General features: G+C 64.6%; 18 protein-coding genes. All 18 read right to left on the bottom strand.

Features of this window, described 5'->3' with window-relative positions:
* Positions 1-175: 175 nt before the first annotated feature.
* The 18 genes from hisA to P0D89_RS15630 all read right to left on the bottom strand — a co-directional run bounded on the left by hisA (position 176) and on the right by P0D89_RS15630 (position 15,868).
* Positions 176-928: a 1-(5-phosphoribosyl)-5-[(5-phosphoribosylamino)methylideneamino]imidazole-4-carboxamide isomerase gene (hisA, locus tag P0D89_RS15715; RefSeq protein WP_408358032.1), complete on the bottom strand. Its 753-nt coding sequence runs from the start codon at positions 926-928 to the stop codon at positions 176-178.
* A gap of 214 nt (positions 929-1,142) precedes the next feature.
* Complete coding sequence (hisH, locus tag P0D89_RS15710) at positions 1,143-1,784, bottom strand: imidazole glycerol phosphate synthase subunit HisH (protein ID WP_408358031.1); 642 nt, start codon at positions 1,782-1,784, stop codon at positions 1,143-1,145.
* Positions 1,785-1,902: 118 nt separating this feature from the next.
* The gene (hisB, locus tag P0D89_RS15705) at positions 1,903-2,490 is read right to left on the bottom strand and encodes an imidazoleglycerol-phosphate dehydratase HisB (RefSeq protein ID WP_094778339.1); all 588 of its coding nucleotides are present in this window, start codon (positions 2,488-2,490) and stop codon (positions 1,903-1,905) included.
* A gap of 62 nt (positions 2,491-2,552) precedes the next feature.
* Complete coding sequence (hisC, locus tag P0D89_RS15700) at positions 2,553-3,623, bottom strand: histidinol-phosphate transaminase (protein WP_408358030.1); 1,071 nt, start codon at positions 3,621-3,623, stop codon at positions 2,553-2,555.
* A 196-nt stretch (positions 3,624-3,819) separates the two neighbouring features.
* Positions 3,820-5,154, bottom strand: a complete 1,335-nt coding sequence (hisD, locus tag P0D89_RS15695; protein ID WP_408358029.1) for a histidinol dehydrogenase — start codon at positions 5,152-5,154, stop codon at positions 3,820-3,822.
* 52 nt (positions 5,155-5,206) lie between these two features.
* Positions 5,207-5,905: an ATP phosphoribosyltransferase gene (gene hisG / locus P0D89_RS15690; RefSeq protein WP_408358028.1), complete on the bottom strand. Its 699-nt coding sequence runs from the start codon at positions 5,903-5,905 to the stop codon at positions 5,207-5,209.
* Entirely contained in the window at positions 5,902-7,164 is a 1,263-nt protein-coding gene (gene murA / locus P0D89_RS15685) for a UDP-N-acetylglucosamine 1-carboxyvinyltransferase (protein WP_494478158.1), read from the bottom strand. The genes hisG and murA overlap by 4 nt, the downstream gene beginning before the upstream one ends.
* Positions 7,165-7,275: 111 nt before the next feature.
* Positions 7,276-7,515 carry a BolA family protein gene (locus P0D89_RS15680; RefSeq protein ID WP_006052280.1) on the bottom strand — a complete coding sequence of 80 codons (240 nt, stop codon included), beginning with the start codon at positions 7,513-7,515 and terminating at the stop codon, positions 7,276-7,278.
* 15 nt (positions 7,516-7,530) lie between these two features.
* Positions 7,531-8,295 carry an ABC transporter permease gene (locus P0D89_RS15675; RefSeq protein WP_408358027.1) on the bottom strand — a complete coding sequence of 255 codons (765 nt, stop codon included), beginning with the start codon at positions 8,293-8,295 and terminating at the stop codon, positions 7,531-7,533.
* Positions 8,292-9,224: an ABC transporter ATP-binding protein gene (locus tag P0D89_RS15670; protein ID WP_408358026.1), complete on the bottom strand. Its 933-nt coding sequence runs from the start codon at positions 9,222-9,224 to the stop codon at positions 8,292-8,294. The genes P0D89_RS15675 and P0D89_RS15670 overlap by 4 nt, the downstream gene beginning before the upstream one ends.
* A gap of 327 nt (positions 9,225-9,551) precedes the next feature.
* Positions 9,552-9,854 carry an STAS domain-containing protein gene (locus tag P0D89_RS15665; RefSeq protein ID WP_408358025.1) on the bottom strand — a complete coding sequence of 101 codons (303 nt, stop codon included), beginning with the start codon at positions 9,852-9,854 and terminating at the stop codon, positions 9,552-9,554.
* Positions 9,851-10,483: an MlaC/ttg2D family ABC transporter substrate-binding protein gene (locus P0D89_RS15660; RefSeq protein WP_408358024.1), complete on the bottom strand. Its 633-nt coding sequence runs from the start codon at positions 10,481-10,483 to the stop codon at positions 9,851-9,853. Before P0D89_RS15660 ends, P0D89_RS15665 begins: the two co-directional genes overlap by 4 nt.
* A gap of 114 nt (positions 10,484-10,597) precedes the next feature.
* The gene (locus P0D89_RS15655; RefSeq protein ID WP_408358023.1) at positions 10,598-11,632 is read right to left on the bottom strand and encodes an MlaA family lipoprotein; all 1,035 of its coding nucleotides are present in this window, start codon (positions 11,630-11,632) and stop codon (positions 10,598-10,600) included.
* A gap of 11 nt (positions 11,633-11,643) precedes the next feature.
* On the bottom strand, positions 11,644-12,183 hold the full coding sequence (gene mlaD, locus P0D89_RS15650; RefSeq protein WP_408358022.1) for an outer membrane lipid asymmetry maintenance protein MlaD: 540 nt from the start codon (positions 12,181-12,183) through the stop codon (positions 11,644-11,646).
* Between the two features lie 89 nt (positions 12,184-12,272).
* Positions 12,273-13,040, bottom strand: a complete 768-nt coding sequence (gene mlaE / locus P0D89_RS15645) for a lipid asymmetry maintenance ABC transporter permease subunit MlaE (protein ID WP_408358021.1) — start codon at positions 13,038-13,040, stop codon at positions 12,273-12,275.
* Complete coding sequence (locus P0D89_RS15640) at positions 13,037-13,858, bottom strand: ABC transporter ATP-binding protein (protein WP_408358020.1); 822 nt, start codon at positions 13,856-13,858, stop codon at positions 13,037-13,039. The genes mlaE and P0D89_RS15640 overlap by 4 nt, the downstream gene beginning before the upstream one ends.
* A 94-nt stretch (positions 13,859-13,952) precedes the next feature.
* Positions 13,953-15,056: a thiamine phosphate synthase gene (thiE, locus tag P0D89_RS15635; protein ID WP_408358019.1), complete on the bottom strand. Its 1,104-nt coding sequence runs from the start codon at positions 15,054-15,056 to the stop codon at positions 13,953-13,955.
* The gene (locus tag P0D89_RS15630) at positions 15,053-15,868 is read right to left on the bottom strand and encodes a thiazole synthase (RefSeq protein WP_408358084.1); all 816 of its coding nucleotides are present in this window, start codon (positions 15,866-15,868) and stop codon (positions 15,053-15,055) included. Before P0D89_RS15630 ends, thiE begins: the two co-directional genes overlap by 4 nt.
* Position 15,869: the final 1 nt, after the last annotated feature.

Here is a 15,869-nt window from a genome sequence, read left to right as displayed (position 1 = left end):
ATACCGCTGATGAGGCCGCTTGCGCGAGGCTTGCGGCACAGTGCCGGCGCGATGTCGCGTCGCGCCACGGGTGAGTCGCGGCCCTGCGGCTCGGCGCGCTGTCGGGGCGAAGCGTCCGCTTTGGACACCGGACGTTCCAGCCATCACGGCGCCCGAGGTGCGAGTCCGAAATAACTTAGGCGTCGTCCGATTCGCGCAACCGGTCCGCGAGCGTCTGCGCTGCCGCGAAGTCCAGATCGCCCGAGTAGATCGCCCGGCCGCAAATCACGCCTTCAATGCCTTCGTCTTCGACTTCGCACAGCGACTCGATGTCGGTGAGGTTCGACAGACCGCCGCTCGCGATCACCGGAATCTTCACCGCGCGCGCGAGGCGTACCGTCGCTTCGATGTTGATGCCTTGCAGCATGCCATCGCGGCCGATATCGGTGTAGATGATCGACTCGCAGCCGTAATCCTCGAACTTGCGTGCGAGATCGGCCACTTCGTGACCGGTCAGCTTGCTCCAGCCGTCGGTGGCGACCTTGCCGTCTTTCGCGTCCAGTCCGACGATGATGTGGCCGCCGAACGCCGTGCACGCATCCTGCAAAAAGCCCGGATTCTTCACCGCCGCCGTGCCGATGATCACGTAGGACAAGCCGTCGTCCAGATAGCGCTCGATCGTGTTCAGGTCGCGGATACCGCCGCCCAGTTGCACGGGAATCTCGCCGCCCACTTCCTCGATGATCGCCCGGATCGCGTCTTCGTTCTTCGGCTTGCCGGCAAACGCGCCATTCAGATCGACGAGGTGCAGGCGGCGGGCGCCACGGTCGACCCAATGTCGGGCCATCGTCGCCGGTTCCTCGGAGAATATCGTCGCCTGGTCCATATCGCCTTGTTTGAGGCGTACACACTGACCGTCTTTCAGGTCGATGGCGGGAATCAGCAGCATAGCAATCGGGTGTTGTCTGGGAAGGGGTTGAAGGTCGGCGGCAGCGGCTTGCGAGCCAGTCCACCGAAACGCCGTTTCGCTAGTTTAGTACAACTCTTTCGACGCCCTTGCGGAGCGCCCTGTGGGAGCGAAATCGTGGTGCTGCGTTTGCGGCGCGCGGCAATCGCTCCGCTCATGGCGGAATGGCGCGCGACAACGGGATGAAGAAAAGCGCTCACGGGTTCCAGTGCACGAAGTTGCGATACACGCGCAGCCCGGCTTCGGCGCTCTTTTCCGGGTGGAATTGGGTGGCAAAGATGTTATCCCGCGCCACCGCCGAGGTAAAGGGCACACCGTACACCGTTTCGCCCGAGGTGTGGGCGGCATTGTCCGGCTGCACGTAATAGCTGTGCACGAAGTAGAAGAACGCGTTGTCGGCAACACCGTCCCACACCGGATGCGGCTGCGCCTGGCGCACGCGGTTCCAGCCCATTTGCGGCACCTTGAAGCGCGAGCCGTCATCCTGCACCTGGCCTTCCAGGTTAAAGCGCAGCACCTTGCCGGGCAGCAGGCCCAAACCCGGCGTATCGCCCTCGGCGCTCCAGTCGAACAGCATCTGCTCGCCGACGCACACGCCCATCAACGGCTTGCTGCGCGACGCCTCGATCACCGCTTCCTGCAGGCCGGACTCGCCGAGACTGCGCATGCAGTCGGGCATCGCACCCTGGCCGGGCAGCACCACGCGGTCGGCCGCGCGGATCGCCTCCGGTCGGTCGACGATCGCCACGTCCGCTTCCGGCGCGGCCTTGCGCAATGCCTGGGCAACCGAGCGCAGGTTGCCCATTCCGTAATCCACAATCGCTATCGAAGTTTTCATTTCAAGTCTGGCGGCGACGCCGTCAATGCATCGACGGTGGTGTCCAGCGCCGAACGACGGTTGGCCGGCGCGCGGTCCTGGTCGATGAGTCGTCTAAAGGTGAACGGCTTGATTCGGCTTAAAGGCTACCCTTGGTCGACGGAATCTGCCCGGCCGCGCGTTCGTCCATTTCAGTGGCCATGCGCAACGCACGCCCGAACGCCTTGAACACGGTTTCCATCTGATGGTGAGCGTTCAGGCCGCGCAGGTTGTCGACGTGCAGCGTGACGCCGGCGTGATTGACGAAGCCGCGGAAAAACTCGATCGACAGATCGACGTCGAACGTGCCGATGCGCGCGCGCGTGAACGGCACGTGGAATTCAAGACCCGGACGGCCGGAAAAATCGATCACGACGCGCGACAGCGCTTCGTCGAGCGGCACGTAGGAATGGCCGTACCGGCGGATGCCCTTGCGGTCGCCGATCGCCTTCGCGACGGCCTGGCCGAGCGTGATGCCGGTGTCTTCGACCGTGTGGTGGTCGTCGATATGCAGGTCGCCATGCGCTTCGATTTCGAGGTCGAACAGGCCATGCCGTGCGATCTGATCGAGCATGTGGTCCAGAAACGGCACGCCGGTGGCCAGCTTCTGCTGACCCGTGCCGTCCAGATTGATCTTCACACGGATCTGCGTTTCGCTGGTGTTGCGAACGACTTCCGCAAGGCGCATGGTAATTCCTCGAATCTAGCTAGAAAGCGATAGTAGTGTAGGGATGGGAGACGGCAGGCCGCTCAGTGCAGCACGAGTTTCAGTCCGGCGAGCAACTGCGCGTTTTCTTCCGGCGAACCGACGGTCAAACGCACGCAATTGGCCAGCAATGGATGCATTTTACTCACGTTTTTGATCAGAACCCGCGCAGTCAGCAGGGTTTCGAACAGGACGGAGGCGTCGGGGACACGCACCAGCAGGAAGTTGCCGGCGCTCGGGAACACCTCTGTGCCCGGCAGCGCGGCCACCGCTTGCGCGAGTTTCGTGCGTTCCTCGCGCAGTTGCGCGGCTTGCGCGTCGAGCACGTCGACGTGGTCGAGCAGGAAATCGGCGGCGGCCTGCGTGAGCACATTGGTGTTATACGGCGGCCGCACTTTGTCGAACTGGGTCAGCCACGCCGGTTTGCCGACCAGATAACCGAGGCGGATGCCGGCCAGACCGAGCTTGGACACCGTGCGCATCACGACCACGTTGTCGAACGCATCGGCGCGCGGCAGCCAGCTTTGCTGCGCGAACGGTTGATACGCCTCGTCGATCACCACGAGGCTCTTGTTGGCCGCCGCGATGATGCGTTCCATGTCGGCGTTGTCGAACAGCGTGCCGGTCGGGTTGTTCGGATACGCGAGGTAAATGATCGCCGGTTCATGCTCGGCAATCGCGGCAAGCATCGCTTCGGTGTCGAGCGTGAAATCCGCGTTCAACGGCACGCCGACGAATTCGAGATTCGCCAGCTTCGCAGACATCTGATACATCACGAAACCCGGCACCGGCGCGAGCACCTTGGCGCCCGGCTTCGCGCACGCGATCGACACCAGGCTGATGATTTCATCCGAGCCGTTGCCGAGCAGCACCTCGCAGCCGGTCGGCACGCCCATCACGCGCTTGATCTTTTCGATCAGCGCGTCCGGGCGCGGCGCCGGATAGCGGTTCAGCGCGACACCGGCCAGATGCTCGCCGAGATGCGCGGCCAGCTCCAGCGGCAGCGGAAACGGGTTTTCCATCGCGTCGAGCTTGATGAAGCCCGTGGCGTCCGGAACCGGATAGCTCGTCATCGCGAGCACGTCGCGGCGGATGATGTCTTGAGGTGTCGTCATAGCTTTGTGGACCGGGCCGCGAGGAAGATGCCGGCCGGGCATCGGCGGCGCATGGGCCGCCCTGGTTGGTCTCTATTGTCTTTACGAACGCGAACGTGAACGCTTGCGCGTGCAATCCGTCGCGAGAAGTTTGCAGGCGACGGGTCGCTGCCCGCCTGCTTCCTTTCCGCGCCGGGTGCGTCGCGCCCCGCTGCTTCTAGCCGCGATCGTTGTTGTTTTGCCGCATCCGGTATTCCGCGCTGCGGGCATGCGCCTGCAGGCCTTCTCCATACGCGAGTTCGGCGGCGATCTCGCCGAGCGTCTGTGCACCTTCCGCGCTGACTTCGATCACGCTGGAGCGCTTGAAGAAATCGTAGACTCCGAGCGGTGACGAGAACCGTGCGGTACGAGACGTTGGCAGCACGTGATTCGGTCCCGCGCAGTAGTCGCCGAGACTCTCGCTGGTATAGCGACCGAGGAAGATCGCGCCGGCGTGGCGAATCAGCCGGCCCCACTGATGCGGCTCCAGCGCGGAGATTTCGAGGTGTTCTGGCGCGATGTCATTGGCGATCGCGCAGGCTTCCGCCATGTCGCGCACCTTGATGAGCGCGCCGCGGCCTTCGAGCGACGCGCGGATCACGTCCTGACGCGGCAAGGTCGGCAGCAATTCGTTGATCGCGTCGTGTACACGGGCGATGAACGCGTCGTCCGGACACAGCAGGATGGATTGCGCGAGTTCGTCGTGCTCGGCTTGCGAGAACAGGTCCATCGCGACCCAGCGCGGGTCGGTGGTGCCGTCGCACAGCACGAGGATTTCCGACGGCCCGGCGATCATGTCGATCCCTACCGTGCCGAACACACGGCGCTTGGCCGACGCGACATACGCGTTGCCGGGACCGCAGATCTTGTCGACCGCGGGCACGGTCTGCGTGCCGTAGGCCAGTGCGCCCACCGCCTGCGCGCCGCCGATCGTGAACACGCGATCCACTCCGCCCAGCAGCGCGGCCGCCAGCACCAGCGGATTCTTCACGCCGTCCGGCGTGGGCACGACCATGACGATTTCACGCACACCGGCGACGCGCGCCGGAATCGAGTTCATCAGCACCGACGACGGATACGCGGCCTTGCCGCCCGGCACGTAGATCCCCGCGCGATCGAGCGGCGTGACCTTCTGGCCGAGCACGGTGCCGTCGGCTTCCGTGTACTGCCAGCTATGGCTGCCGCACTCGATCTTCTGCTTTTCGTGGTAGCCGCGCACGCGCGCCGCCGCCGCCTCGAGCGAGGCCCGGCGCTTCGGCTCCAGGCTTTCGAGCGCCGCTTCCAGCTCGGTCATCGGCAGTTCGAGCGCCGCGACGCTCGTCGCGTCGAGACGGTCGAAGCGGTTGGTGTACTCGAGCACCGCCGCGTCGCCGCGCACCTTCACGTCGTTCAGAATCTGCGCGACCGAGCGCTCGATTGCTTCGTCTTCGCTCGCCTCGAACGCGAGCACCGCATGCAGCGACTTATGGAAGTCGGGAGCGGTGGAATCGAGTTTGCGAATCTTGATAGACATACAGTATCCGTTTCGGTAAGACGCGCTTTACAGCGTGGTCACACTAACACTATCAGGCCGCGGCGGAGTCTGCTTTCGACGCGCGTTCGAACGCGTCGAGAATCGGCCGCAACGCGGCGCGCTTGAGCTTGAGCGCCGCCTGGTTCACAACGAGGCGCGACGAAATCTGCATGATCTCCTCCACCTCGACAAGATTGTTGGCGAGCAAGGTATTGCCCGAACTCACCAGGTCGACGATCGCATCGGCCAGACCAACCAGCGGCGCCAGTTCCATCGAACCGTACAGTTTGATCAGGTCGACATGCACGCCCTTGGCGGCAAAATGCTCACGCGCGGTTTCAACGTACTTGGTCGCCACGCGCAAGCGGGCGCCCTGGCGCACCGCGTTCGCATAATCGAAACCTGCCGCGACCGCGACCGACATCCGGCAACGCGCAATATCCAGGTCGACTGGCTGATACAGCCCGCTACCGCCATGCTCCAGCAGCACGTCCTTGCCCGCCACGCCGAAGTCGGCCGCGCCGTATTCGACATAGGTCGGCACGTCGGTGGCGCGCACGATGATCACGCGCAGGTTCGCGTCGGTGGTCGGCAGGATAAGCTTGCGCGAAGTTTCCGGATCTTCCGCGACTTCGATGCCGGCTGCGGCGAGCAGCGGCAGCGTTTCTTCGAAGATACGCCCTTTCGACAAAGCCAGCGTGAGCGGCGCGCTCACCGCCGGCGACGCCGACGTTTGCGGCATCGAACTCATGCCTGGCTCCCGGACACGCGGCGCACCTTCGCGCCGATCGCGTTGAGCTTGGTCTCCATCCGGTCGTAGCCGCGATCCAGGTGATAGATGCGATCGATCAACGTCTCGCCTTCGGCGCGCAGCGCGGCGATCACGAGACTCGCGGACGCGCGCAGATCGGTGGCCATCACCATCGCGCCGGACAGCTTGTCGACGCCGTTCACGAGTGCGGTGTTGCCGTCGATCGTGATGCTCGCGCCCAGGCGGTTCAGTTCCTGCACGTGCATGAAGCGGTTCTCGAAGATCGTTTCGACGACCTGCGAAGTGCCGTCCGCGATCGTGTTCAGCGCCATGAACTGCGCCTGCATGTCGGTCGGGAACGCGGGGTATTCGGACGTGCGGAACGTGACGGCGCTCGGACGCTTGTCCATGCGCACGCGCATCCAGTCGTCGCCCTCTTCGATCGTGACGCCGGCTTCGCGCAGTTTTTCGGTCACGGCTTCGAGAATCAGCGGACGCACGCGGCGCAACGTGACGTCGCCGCCGGCGGCCGCCACCGCGCACAGGAACGTGCCGGCTTCGATGCGGTCCGGAATCACCGTGTGCTTCGCGCCATGCAGCTTGTCGACGCCCTGGATCACCAGGCGGTCCGTGCCGATGCCTTCGATCTGCGCGCCCATCGCGACCAGCAGATGCGCGAGGTCGCCGACTTCAGGCTCACGCGCCGCGTTCTCGATGACCGTTTCGCCTTCGGCCAGCACCGCCGCCATCAGCAGGTTTTCGGTGCCGGTCACGGTGATCATGTCGGTGACGATGCGCGCGCCCTTCAGTCGCTTCGCGCGCGCTTCGATGAAGCCGTGCTCGATCGTGATCTCGGCGCCCATCGCCTGCAGGCCCTTGATGTGCTGATCGACCGGACGCGCGCCGATCGCGCAGCCGCCCGGCAGCGACACCCGCGCATGACCGAAGCGCGCGACCAGCGGGCCGAGCACGAGGATCGACGCGCGCATGGTCTTGACCATTTCGTACGGCGCGACGACGTTGTCGACCTTCGACGCGTCCAGCGCCACGCGCCCTTCGCCGCTCTCGATACGCACGCCCATCTGACCGAGCAGCTTGAGCATCGTGCGCACGTCCTGCAGGTCGGGCACGTTCTCCAGATGCACCGGCTCCGCGCTGAGCAGACCCGCGCACAGGATCGGCAACGCCGCGTTCTTCGCACCCGAGACGACAACTTCACCCGACAGCGGGTAGCCACCTTCAATGATGAGTTTATCCATGCCTGTCAGTTCCTGATTGACCCGGACTTCGGCCGGGGCTGCATTGACCGTGCTCGACGCGCCGCTACCGGCGTCGCGTCCTTCTTGAGTAATTCGCACTAAATTTCCAGATTACGCGTTCTGCCATTCGGCGGGCGTCAGCGTCTTCATGCTGAGCGCGTGGATTTCTTCACGCATGCGGTCGCCGAGCGCCGCATACACGAGTTGATGGCGCTGGATCAGACGCTTGCCTTCGAAGCTCGGCGAAACGATGGTCGCAAAGAAATGCTGGCCGTCGCCTTCGACTTCGAGATGCTGGCAAGCGAGCCCAGCCGCAATGTATTGCTTGACCTGTTCGGGAGTCGGCAACATGAGAGAAGCTCCTGATCAGTGGCGCAGTTTGTAGCCGGAAGCGAGCATGCGCATCGCCACCACGGCCAGCACCACGAAGAAACCGGCGACGATCGCGAGGCTCACGAGCGGATTGATATCCGACATCCCGAAGAAGCCGTAGCGAAAGCCGTCGATCATGTAGAAAAAAGGATTCAGCCGCGACACTTCGCGCCACACCGGCGGCAGCGTGTGCGTCGAGTAGAACACGCCCGAGAGGAACGTGAGCGGCATGATCAGAAAGTTTTGAAACGCGGCCAGCTGGTCGAACTTTTCGGCCCAGATGCCGGCGATCAAGCCGAGTGTGCCGAGAATCGCCGCGCCGAAAATCGCGAAGAGAATGATGTAGAGCGGCGCGGTGAAGCTGACCGGCACGAACCAGATCGTCACGATGAATACGCCGAAGCCGACCGCCAACCCGCGCGCGACGGCAGCGAGTACATAAGCGCCGAACATCTCGTAGTGCGACAGCGGCGGCAGCAGCACGAACACCAGGTTGCCGGTAATCTTCGACTGGATCAGCGACGACGAGCTGTTCGCGAACGCGTTCTGCAACACGCTCATCATCACGAGACCCGGAATCAGGAAGCTCGTGTATTCGACACCCGGATAGACCTGCACGTGACCGCGCAACGCGTGGCCGAAGATGGTCAGATAAAGCAGCGCGGTGATGACCGGCGCGAGCACGGTCTGGAACGACACCTTCCAGAAACGCAGCAGTTCCTTGTAAAACAGCGTAGTAAACCCACCGTAACCGCTCATGCAAGCCCCTCGATCACTTCCGGACCGTTCATCACCTGAACGAACACATCTTCGAGGTCAGCCTTGCGAACCTCGATTTCTTCGAATGTACAGCCCGCCGCACGGCACTGCGCGAGAATCCGCTCGACTTCGTCGTAGCTCGACAGGCGCAGCAGATGCTGGCGGCCGTTACCGTTGCCGGCGCCGCTCTCCGCTTCGAGCGGGCGCAACTCGACGGGCAGCACGCCCTGCGCGAACCGCACGAACAGTTGCATGCCGGCAAAGCGTTGCAACAGCGTGCTGGTGCGATCCAGCGCGACTACTTCGCCACGCCGCAGCATCGCGATGCGGTCGCACAGCGACTCGGCTTCTTCCAGGTAGTGCGTGGTCAGCACGATGGTGTGCCCTTCGCGGTTCAGGCGCGAGATGAACTTCCACAGTGTTTGACGCAGCTCGACGTCGACGCCCGCGGTCGGCTCGTCGAGCACGATCACCGGCGGCCGGTGCACCAGCGCCTGCGCAACCAGCACGCGGCGCTTCATGCCGCCCGACAGCGCGCGCATGTTGGCGTCGGCTTTGTCGGTGAGGTCGAGATTGGCCATGATCTCGTCGATCCACGCGTCGTTGTTGCGCAGCCCGTAGTAGCCGGACTGGATGCGCAAGGTTTCGCGCACGGTGAAGAACGGATCGAATACGAGTTCCTGCGGCACCACGCCGAGCGCCCGGCGCGCATCGCGGAAATGGTCCACGACGTCATGGCCGCGCACCGCGATGCTGCCTTCATCGGCGCGAGCGAGGCCCGCGAGAATGCTGATAAGCGTCGTCTTGCCCGCGCCGTTCGGACCGAGCAGTCCGAAGAACTCGCCTTCTTCGACCGTGAGGCTGACGCCCTTGAGCGCCTGCAAGTCCTTGTAGCGCTTCTTGACGTTACGAATTTCTATGGCTGACATGACTATGGGCCGCGTGCGTCGCGGCGCCTAAAGGAGCCCTGAGAGGGCGCGCAATTGCTGGAAAGAAACGGAATTGGGGCCGGTTATCCGCCCCAAAAAACGTTTGATTATAGGGCAAAAACCAGTGGCCCCTGCCTGACCGGGGATTGGACGTGACGCGCTTAGCAGGTCAACGCAGCGTCAATGTCGCGCCGACGCAGCCATGTTGCGTGGGACCGGAGTAAGACCTGAAGCGCTAACTCCGGTCGACCGCTGTTGCATGGGACCGGAGTAAGCGCTAAAGCGCTAACTCCGGTCGACCGCCGTTGCATGGGACCGGAGTAAGCGCTAAAGCGCTAACTCCGGTCGACACAAGAGGGTGTCGACGCCGTAGGCTTGCGCGAGGCTGGCGAGACCAGCCGGCAGATTGACAATCACGAACTCGACGCCGCGAGTCTGGGCGGCACGCTTCCACGCGAGCAACACAGCCAGCGCGGACGAGTCGAATTGCACGAGCGACGCGCAGTCCACGCTGCTCGCGCCCGCCTCGATGCGTTGCAAACCCGCCGCGAGCGCGGCTTTCGCGCTCGCGTGGGTCAGTGTCGCACCGCTTTCGAAGCGGTTGGCGACGGGAGCCAGCACTTCGCTCACGACTGCTTGCCCGCGGCGAGTTGCTGGTTGCGCTGCGTGAGGAACTGGATCAGTCCGTCCACGCCCTTCTGCTGGATCTGCTCGCTGAACTGCTGCTGATACGCCTGGATCAGCCATGCGCCGAGCACGTTGATGTCATACACACGCCAGCCTTGCGGCGTCTTGTACAAACGGTAGTCGAGCTCGATCGGCGAGCCGTTGTTCATTACGACCGAGCGCACGACCGTATCGGTGTCGTCGGGGTTCATGCGAAACGGCTTGTACTGGATCTCCTGATCGCGCACCTGCGCCAGCGCGCCCGAGTACGTGCGGATCAGCAGCATCTTGAACTGCTCGACCACCTGGTTCTGCTGCTCGGGCGTGGCCGTGCGCCAGTTGCGGCCCATCGCCAGTTGCGTGGTGCGGCGGAAATCCGTGTAGGGCAGGATCTTCTCGTTGACCAGACGCGTGATGTGCGAGATGTCGCCTTGCTGAATCGACTTGTCGGCGCGGATCGAGTCGATCACCTGCTGGGTGACGGTCTTGACCATGCCGTCCGGCGAATTGGTGTCGACGGTTTGCGCCGATGCACCGGCGCTGGCGAACGAGAACAACGCGGCAAACAGCGGAATCAGGAAGAATTTTTTCATATCGAACCTAGCCTCAAAAATAGTGCAAGCGTTTGAGCGGACCTTAACACGCGAGTTCGACGGCAATCCATGCGCAAACTGCGAGAGTCGTATCGATCTGTTACGGCTTCACGCTCAATGTAATTTGAAGGACGGAAAATTGAAGCGCGTGGGCGGCACCAGTTGGCCGGCCGGAATCTGCGTCGTTTCGGGACCGCCATTCAGGTCAAGAGGCGGCGTTTCGGTAGTGCCCGACGCGGCTTCCGGCGCGGTGGCCGACTCACCCTGCGGCGGCGTCGCCACAGCGGTGCCGGAGGCGGCGGCCGGCTTCGCGCCAGCACTCTGCGAGCCCGCGGCGCCTGCACCACCGGTGACGGCGCCGGCCGGCGCGGCAGCCGCGCCGGAGTCGACGTCGTCGTACTTCGGCAGCGGCGCTTCCTCGCCATAATTCGGCAGCGCCGCCGAACGCCGGCCGTCCGACAGCAGATACTGGCGGCGTTGCAGATACGCGTTACGCACGAACGAGTATTTGTCGAGCGCGGCGCCTTCCAGCACGTCGCTCGCGCCCAGCAGATTGGCGCGCACGTTGACGATGTTCAGGCCATACAGTGCCCAGCTCAGGCCCGGTGGATCGATGTAGCTCAGCGGGTTCACATAGTAGTTGCCGACCGAGCCGACTGCGTCGCGCACGGTGCTCGGCCCGAACAGCGGCAGCACCAGATACGGCCCCGACGGCACGCCGTAGTGGCCGAGCGTCAGGCCGAGGTCGTTCTCGTGCTTGGGCAGCTTCGCGAGCGTCGCGACGTCGAACAGCCCGCCGACGCCGAACACCGTGTTGATCACGATCCGCATGATGTCTTGCACGCCGTCGGTGATCTTCAATTGCAGCAAGTTGTTCGCCGCGATGTAGACGTCGCCGATGTTCGAGAAGAAGTTCGTCACGCTGTCGCGCACCGGCTGCGGGGTGGCCCACACGTAGCCTTTGGCGACCGGCTTCAGCGCATATTGGTCGATCTTGTCGTTGACCGTGAAGATCGTGCGGTTGAAGCCTTCGAACGGGTCGCCTTTGGTTGGCGTCTGCACGGTCGTGCAGCCGGCCAGCAGCGCGGCCGCCACCGTCACCTTGCCTAGCTGGAAGGCGCGTGCGCCCCCGATGCGTGAGGTGTGCATCCTTGTTCTCCTTATTGGCCCGTGGCGCCCGAGGCGGGCAAACCCGGTGCCGGAGCCGCCGGCGCGGGCGCTGCCGCAGCGGGCTTCGACGCCCCGGAATCCGCGGCCTTGCTATAGAGGAACTGACCGATGAGGTTTTCCAGCACGATCGCCGATTGCGTCATCGCAATCGTGTCGCCGGCCTTCAGCATTTCGGTGTCGCCACCGGGTTCGAGTCCAATGTACTGTTCGCCGAGCAGACCCGAGGTCAGGATCTTCGCCGAGGTGTCCTTCGGAAACTGGTACTGCTTGTCCAGATCGATCGTGACGACCGCTTGATACGCGTTGCTGTCGAAGCCGATCGACGCGACCCGGCCGACCGTCACGCCCGCGCTCTTCACCGGCGCGCGCGCCTTGAGCCCGCCGATATTGTCGAACTTGAGCTTGACCGGGTAAGTTGCCTGGAAAGACAACGAGCTCATGTTGCCGGCCTTCAGCGCGAGAAACAGCAGCGCCACGAAACCCAACACCACGAACAGGCCGACCCAGAAGTCGAGAACAGTCTTTTTCATCGTCATCCCAAAGTGAATCCGCCACGCCGTCGACATTCGCCGCCGCGCGTCCAGTGTCACGCCGCCGGCGGCAAAGGTGCGGCGCAGTCTTAGCTGAACATCAATGCGGTCAGCAGAAAATCGAGCCCAAGCACCGCCAGCGACGCGTACACGACGGTCTTTGTCGTCGCGCGCGACACGCCTTCCGGTGTCGGCTTGGCTTCGTAGCCTTGAAACAGCGCGACGAAGGTCACCGCGAGGCCGAACACCACACTCTTGACGACCCCGGCGCCGACATCGCGCCACACATCCACCCCGCCTTGCATCTGCGACCAGAACGCGCCGGCGTCGACGCCGATCAGCAGCACGCCCACCACGTAGCCGCCCAGCACGCCGACCGCGCTGAAGATCGCAGCGAGCACCGGCATCGCGATAATGCCGGCCCACAGGCGCGGCGCGACCACGACCTTGACCGGGTCGACGGCCATCATTTCCATGGCGGTCAATTGCTCGCCCGCCTTCATCAGGCCGATCTCGGCCGTCAACGACGTGCCGGCCCGGCCAGCGAACAGCAGCGCCGTGACCACCGGCCCGAGTTCGCGCACGAGCGACAACGCGACCAGGAGCCCCAGCGCCTGTTCGGAGCCGTAGCGGTTCAGCGTGTAATAGCCCTGCAAACCGAGCACGAAGCCGACGAACAGCCCCGACACGGCGATGATCACCAGCGAATAATTACCCACGAAGTGGATCTGCTTCGTGACAAGGCGCGGACGGCGCAGCAATGGGAAAAACTCGAGCAGCAGCCGGAAGAAAAAGCGCGTGGCGTAGCCGGCCGTACCCAGCCCGCCGATCACCGAGCGACCGATCGCACTGATCATGCTTGGCCTCCGCCGATGCCGAAGTCCGCCGCCAGCGGCGCGTTGCTCGGATAGTGGAATTTGAACGGGCCGTCCGGCGCGCCGTCGATAAACTGCCGCACGGTCGGATCGGTCGATGCGCGCAGCTCGGCCGGCGTGCCCTCGGCGTGCAGTCCGCCGTTGGCGAGAAAGTAGACGTAGTCTGCGATAGCGAACGATTCCGGCACGTCGTGCGTGACGAGAATCGAGGTGGCGCCGAGTGCCTGATTCAACGTGCGAATCAGGTTCGCGGTAATGCCGAGCGAAATGGGATCGAGACCGGCGAACGGCTCGTCGTACATCATCAGCCCGGGGTCGAGGGCGATCGCGCGCGCCAACGCCACACGCCGCGCCATGCCGCCCGAGATCTCCGACGGCATCAGGTCGCGCGCACCGCGCAAACCGACCGCGTTGAGCTTCATCAACACGAGATTGCGCAGCAATTCTTCGGGAAGGTCGGTGTGCTCGCGCAGCGTGAAGGCGACGTTTTCGAACACCGACATGTCGGTGAACAGCGCGCCGAACTGGAACAGCATGCCCATCTTACGGCGCAGCGCGTAAAGTCCGTCACGCGTCTGCTGGCCGACATCCTGGCCCTCGAAAAGGATCTGGCCGCGCTGCGCGCGCACCAGGCCGCCGATCAGACGCAGCACCGTGGTCTTGCCGCAACCCGAGCCGCCCATGACCGCGACGACCTGGCCGCGCTTGAAGCGCAGATTCAGGTTCGACAGGACGAGCCGGTCGCCGTAACCGAAGTCGACGTCGCGCAGCTCGAGTAAGGTCTCGGGGGAGGAAGACACGAAACTGACAGTCCTTTTACACGGAAGGCCGAATTATAGGGCCATCATGCAAAAGTTGCCGTGAAGCGCCCAGTCCCTTAACGATGCCTGACCATTATGGCGTAAACCCTTGTTGCAGCGCAGAAACGGCGGCCGCCGGATCAGCCGCTTCCGTGACGGCACGCACCACCGCCGCGCAGCCGACGCCGGTCGCCAGCACGTCAGGCAGCACCTGCAGGTCGATCCCGCCGATCGCCACCAGCGGCACGACGCCGTCGAGCAATCGCACGTAGCGGGCCAGACGCTTGAGGCCCTGCGGCGCGGTCGGCATGATCTTGGTCGTGGTCGGGAACACTGCGCCCAATGCAATGTAGCTCGGCCGGAAATGCAGCGCCTTCAGAATCTCGTAGAAACCGTGCGTTGACAGGCCGAGCCGGACGCCGGCTGCGGCCAGCGCGGACAGGTCGGCGGTATGCACGTCTTCCTGGCCGAGGTGCACGCCGTACGCGCCCGCTTCGAGGGCGGCCTGCCAGTGGTCGTTGATGAACACCTGGGCCTCGTGCGCGCGGCCGGCGGCCACGCAGCGGGCGATTTCGCGCTTCAGTTCGTCGGCGGGTTCAGCCGATTTGCGGCGCAGTTGCACCGTCTTCACGCCGAAGCCCACTACCCGTTCGACCCATTCCGCGGTCGGCAGCACCGGATACAGGCCAAGCCGCTCCGGGCAGCGCGCGAACGCCTGCGCCGGCGCGGCCGGCAAACCGGCGAGATGCGGAAAACGGGCGAGATCGGCCGGAAAGGCGTCGTCGGCGCGGGTTTCGTCGCCGTCGCGCCACGCGAGCGCCAGCACCAGCGCGTCATGCGGATCGAACCCGCAGTCGAGGAAAGCGGCCAGCGCGGCGATCCAGTCTTCCGCCAGATGGCCTTCGAGTCGGTACTTCTCGCCGCCCAGATGCAACGTGGCCTTGTTCTCCGCCGCCTCGATCACGCCAGCGCCCCGCACCAGCCAGCGGGCGACCTGCTCGCCATGCTGCTGCGCCTCCGCGATCACGATCAGGTCGCCGCCGTTGGGCTCGTCCGGCGCGGTCAGGCAGAGGCGCCACGGCGCATGCGTCGGGGGCCAGTCGCCGAGGCGCGCGCGGATCCGCTCGGTGGCTTCGGTGAGTTCGTCGGCGGGCGGCCAGAACAGGTCGCGATCCTTCAATGCCAGTGTTTGCGTCATGCGGCGCTCCCGTCTTGATGCCAGAACGGCATGCCGACCACCGGCGTGCTCGCGTGCGCGCTTTCGCGCTCGGCCATCGGCCCCGCCAGATAGGCCTCGCGCCCCGCCTCGACGCCCAGCGCGAAGGCGCGCGCCATCGCGTCGGGGTGCGTCGCCTGCGACACCGCGGTGTTCAGCAACACGCCGTCGAAGCCCCACTCCATGACCTGCGCCGCATGCGACGGCACGCCGAGCCCGGCGTCGACGATCAAGGGCACGTCCGGCAGCCGCTCGCGCAGCACGCGCAGCCCGTACGGATTGATCACGCCCTTGCCCGTGCCGATCGGCGCGCCCCACGGCATCAGCGCTTCACAGCCCGCGTCCAGCAGACGGCGGCCGATCACCAGATCCTCGGTGCAATACGGCAGCACCTTGAAGCCGTCCTGGACGAGCCGCGCGGCCGCTTCGATCAGCCCGACCGGATCGGGCTGCAGCGTGTAGTCGTCGCCGATCAGTTCCAGCTTGATCCAGTCGGTTTCGAAGATCTCGCGTGCCATGTGCGCGGTGTTCACCGCCTCGCCGACGGTCAGGCAACCCGCCGTGTTCGGCAGCAGCGGCACGCCATGGCGCTTGAGCAGATCGAAGAAGCCGGCTTCGGCGCCGCCTTCGTTCATCTGCCGGCGCAGTGCCACCGTCACCATGCCGGGCCGCGCCGCGTCGATCGAGTCCGACAGCGACTGCAGGGATGGATAGCGCGAGGTGCCGAGCAGCACGCGGCTCGCGAAGGTCTGGCCGTACAGCGTGAGCGCGTCGGCGGTCTGGGGGGAAGTCATT

Source organism: Paraburkholderia sp. RL18-085-BIA-A (assembly GCF_046027075.1).
Lineage (GTDB): Bacteria > Pseudomonadota > Gammaproteobacteria > Burkholderiales > Burkholderiaceae > Paraburkholderia.
Note: the sequence above shows the minus strand (reverse complement) of the source record. Positions and strands in the feature narration are given on the sequence as shown.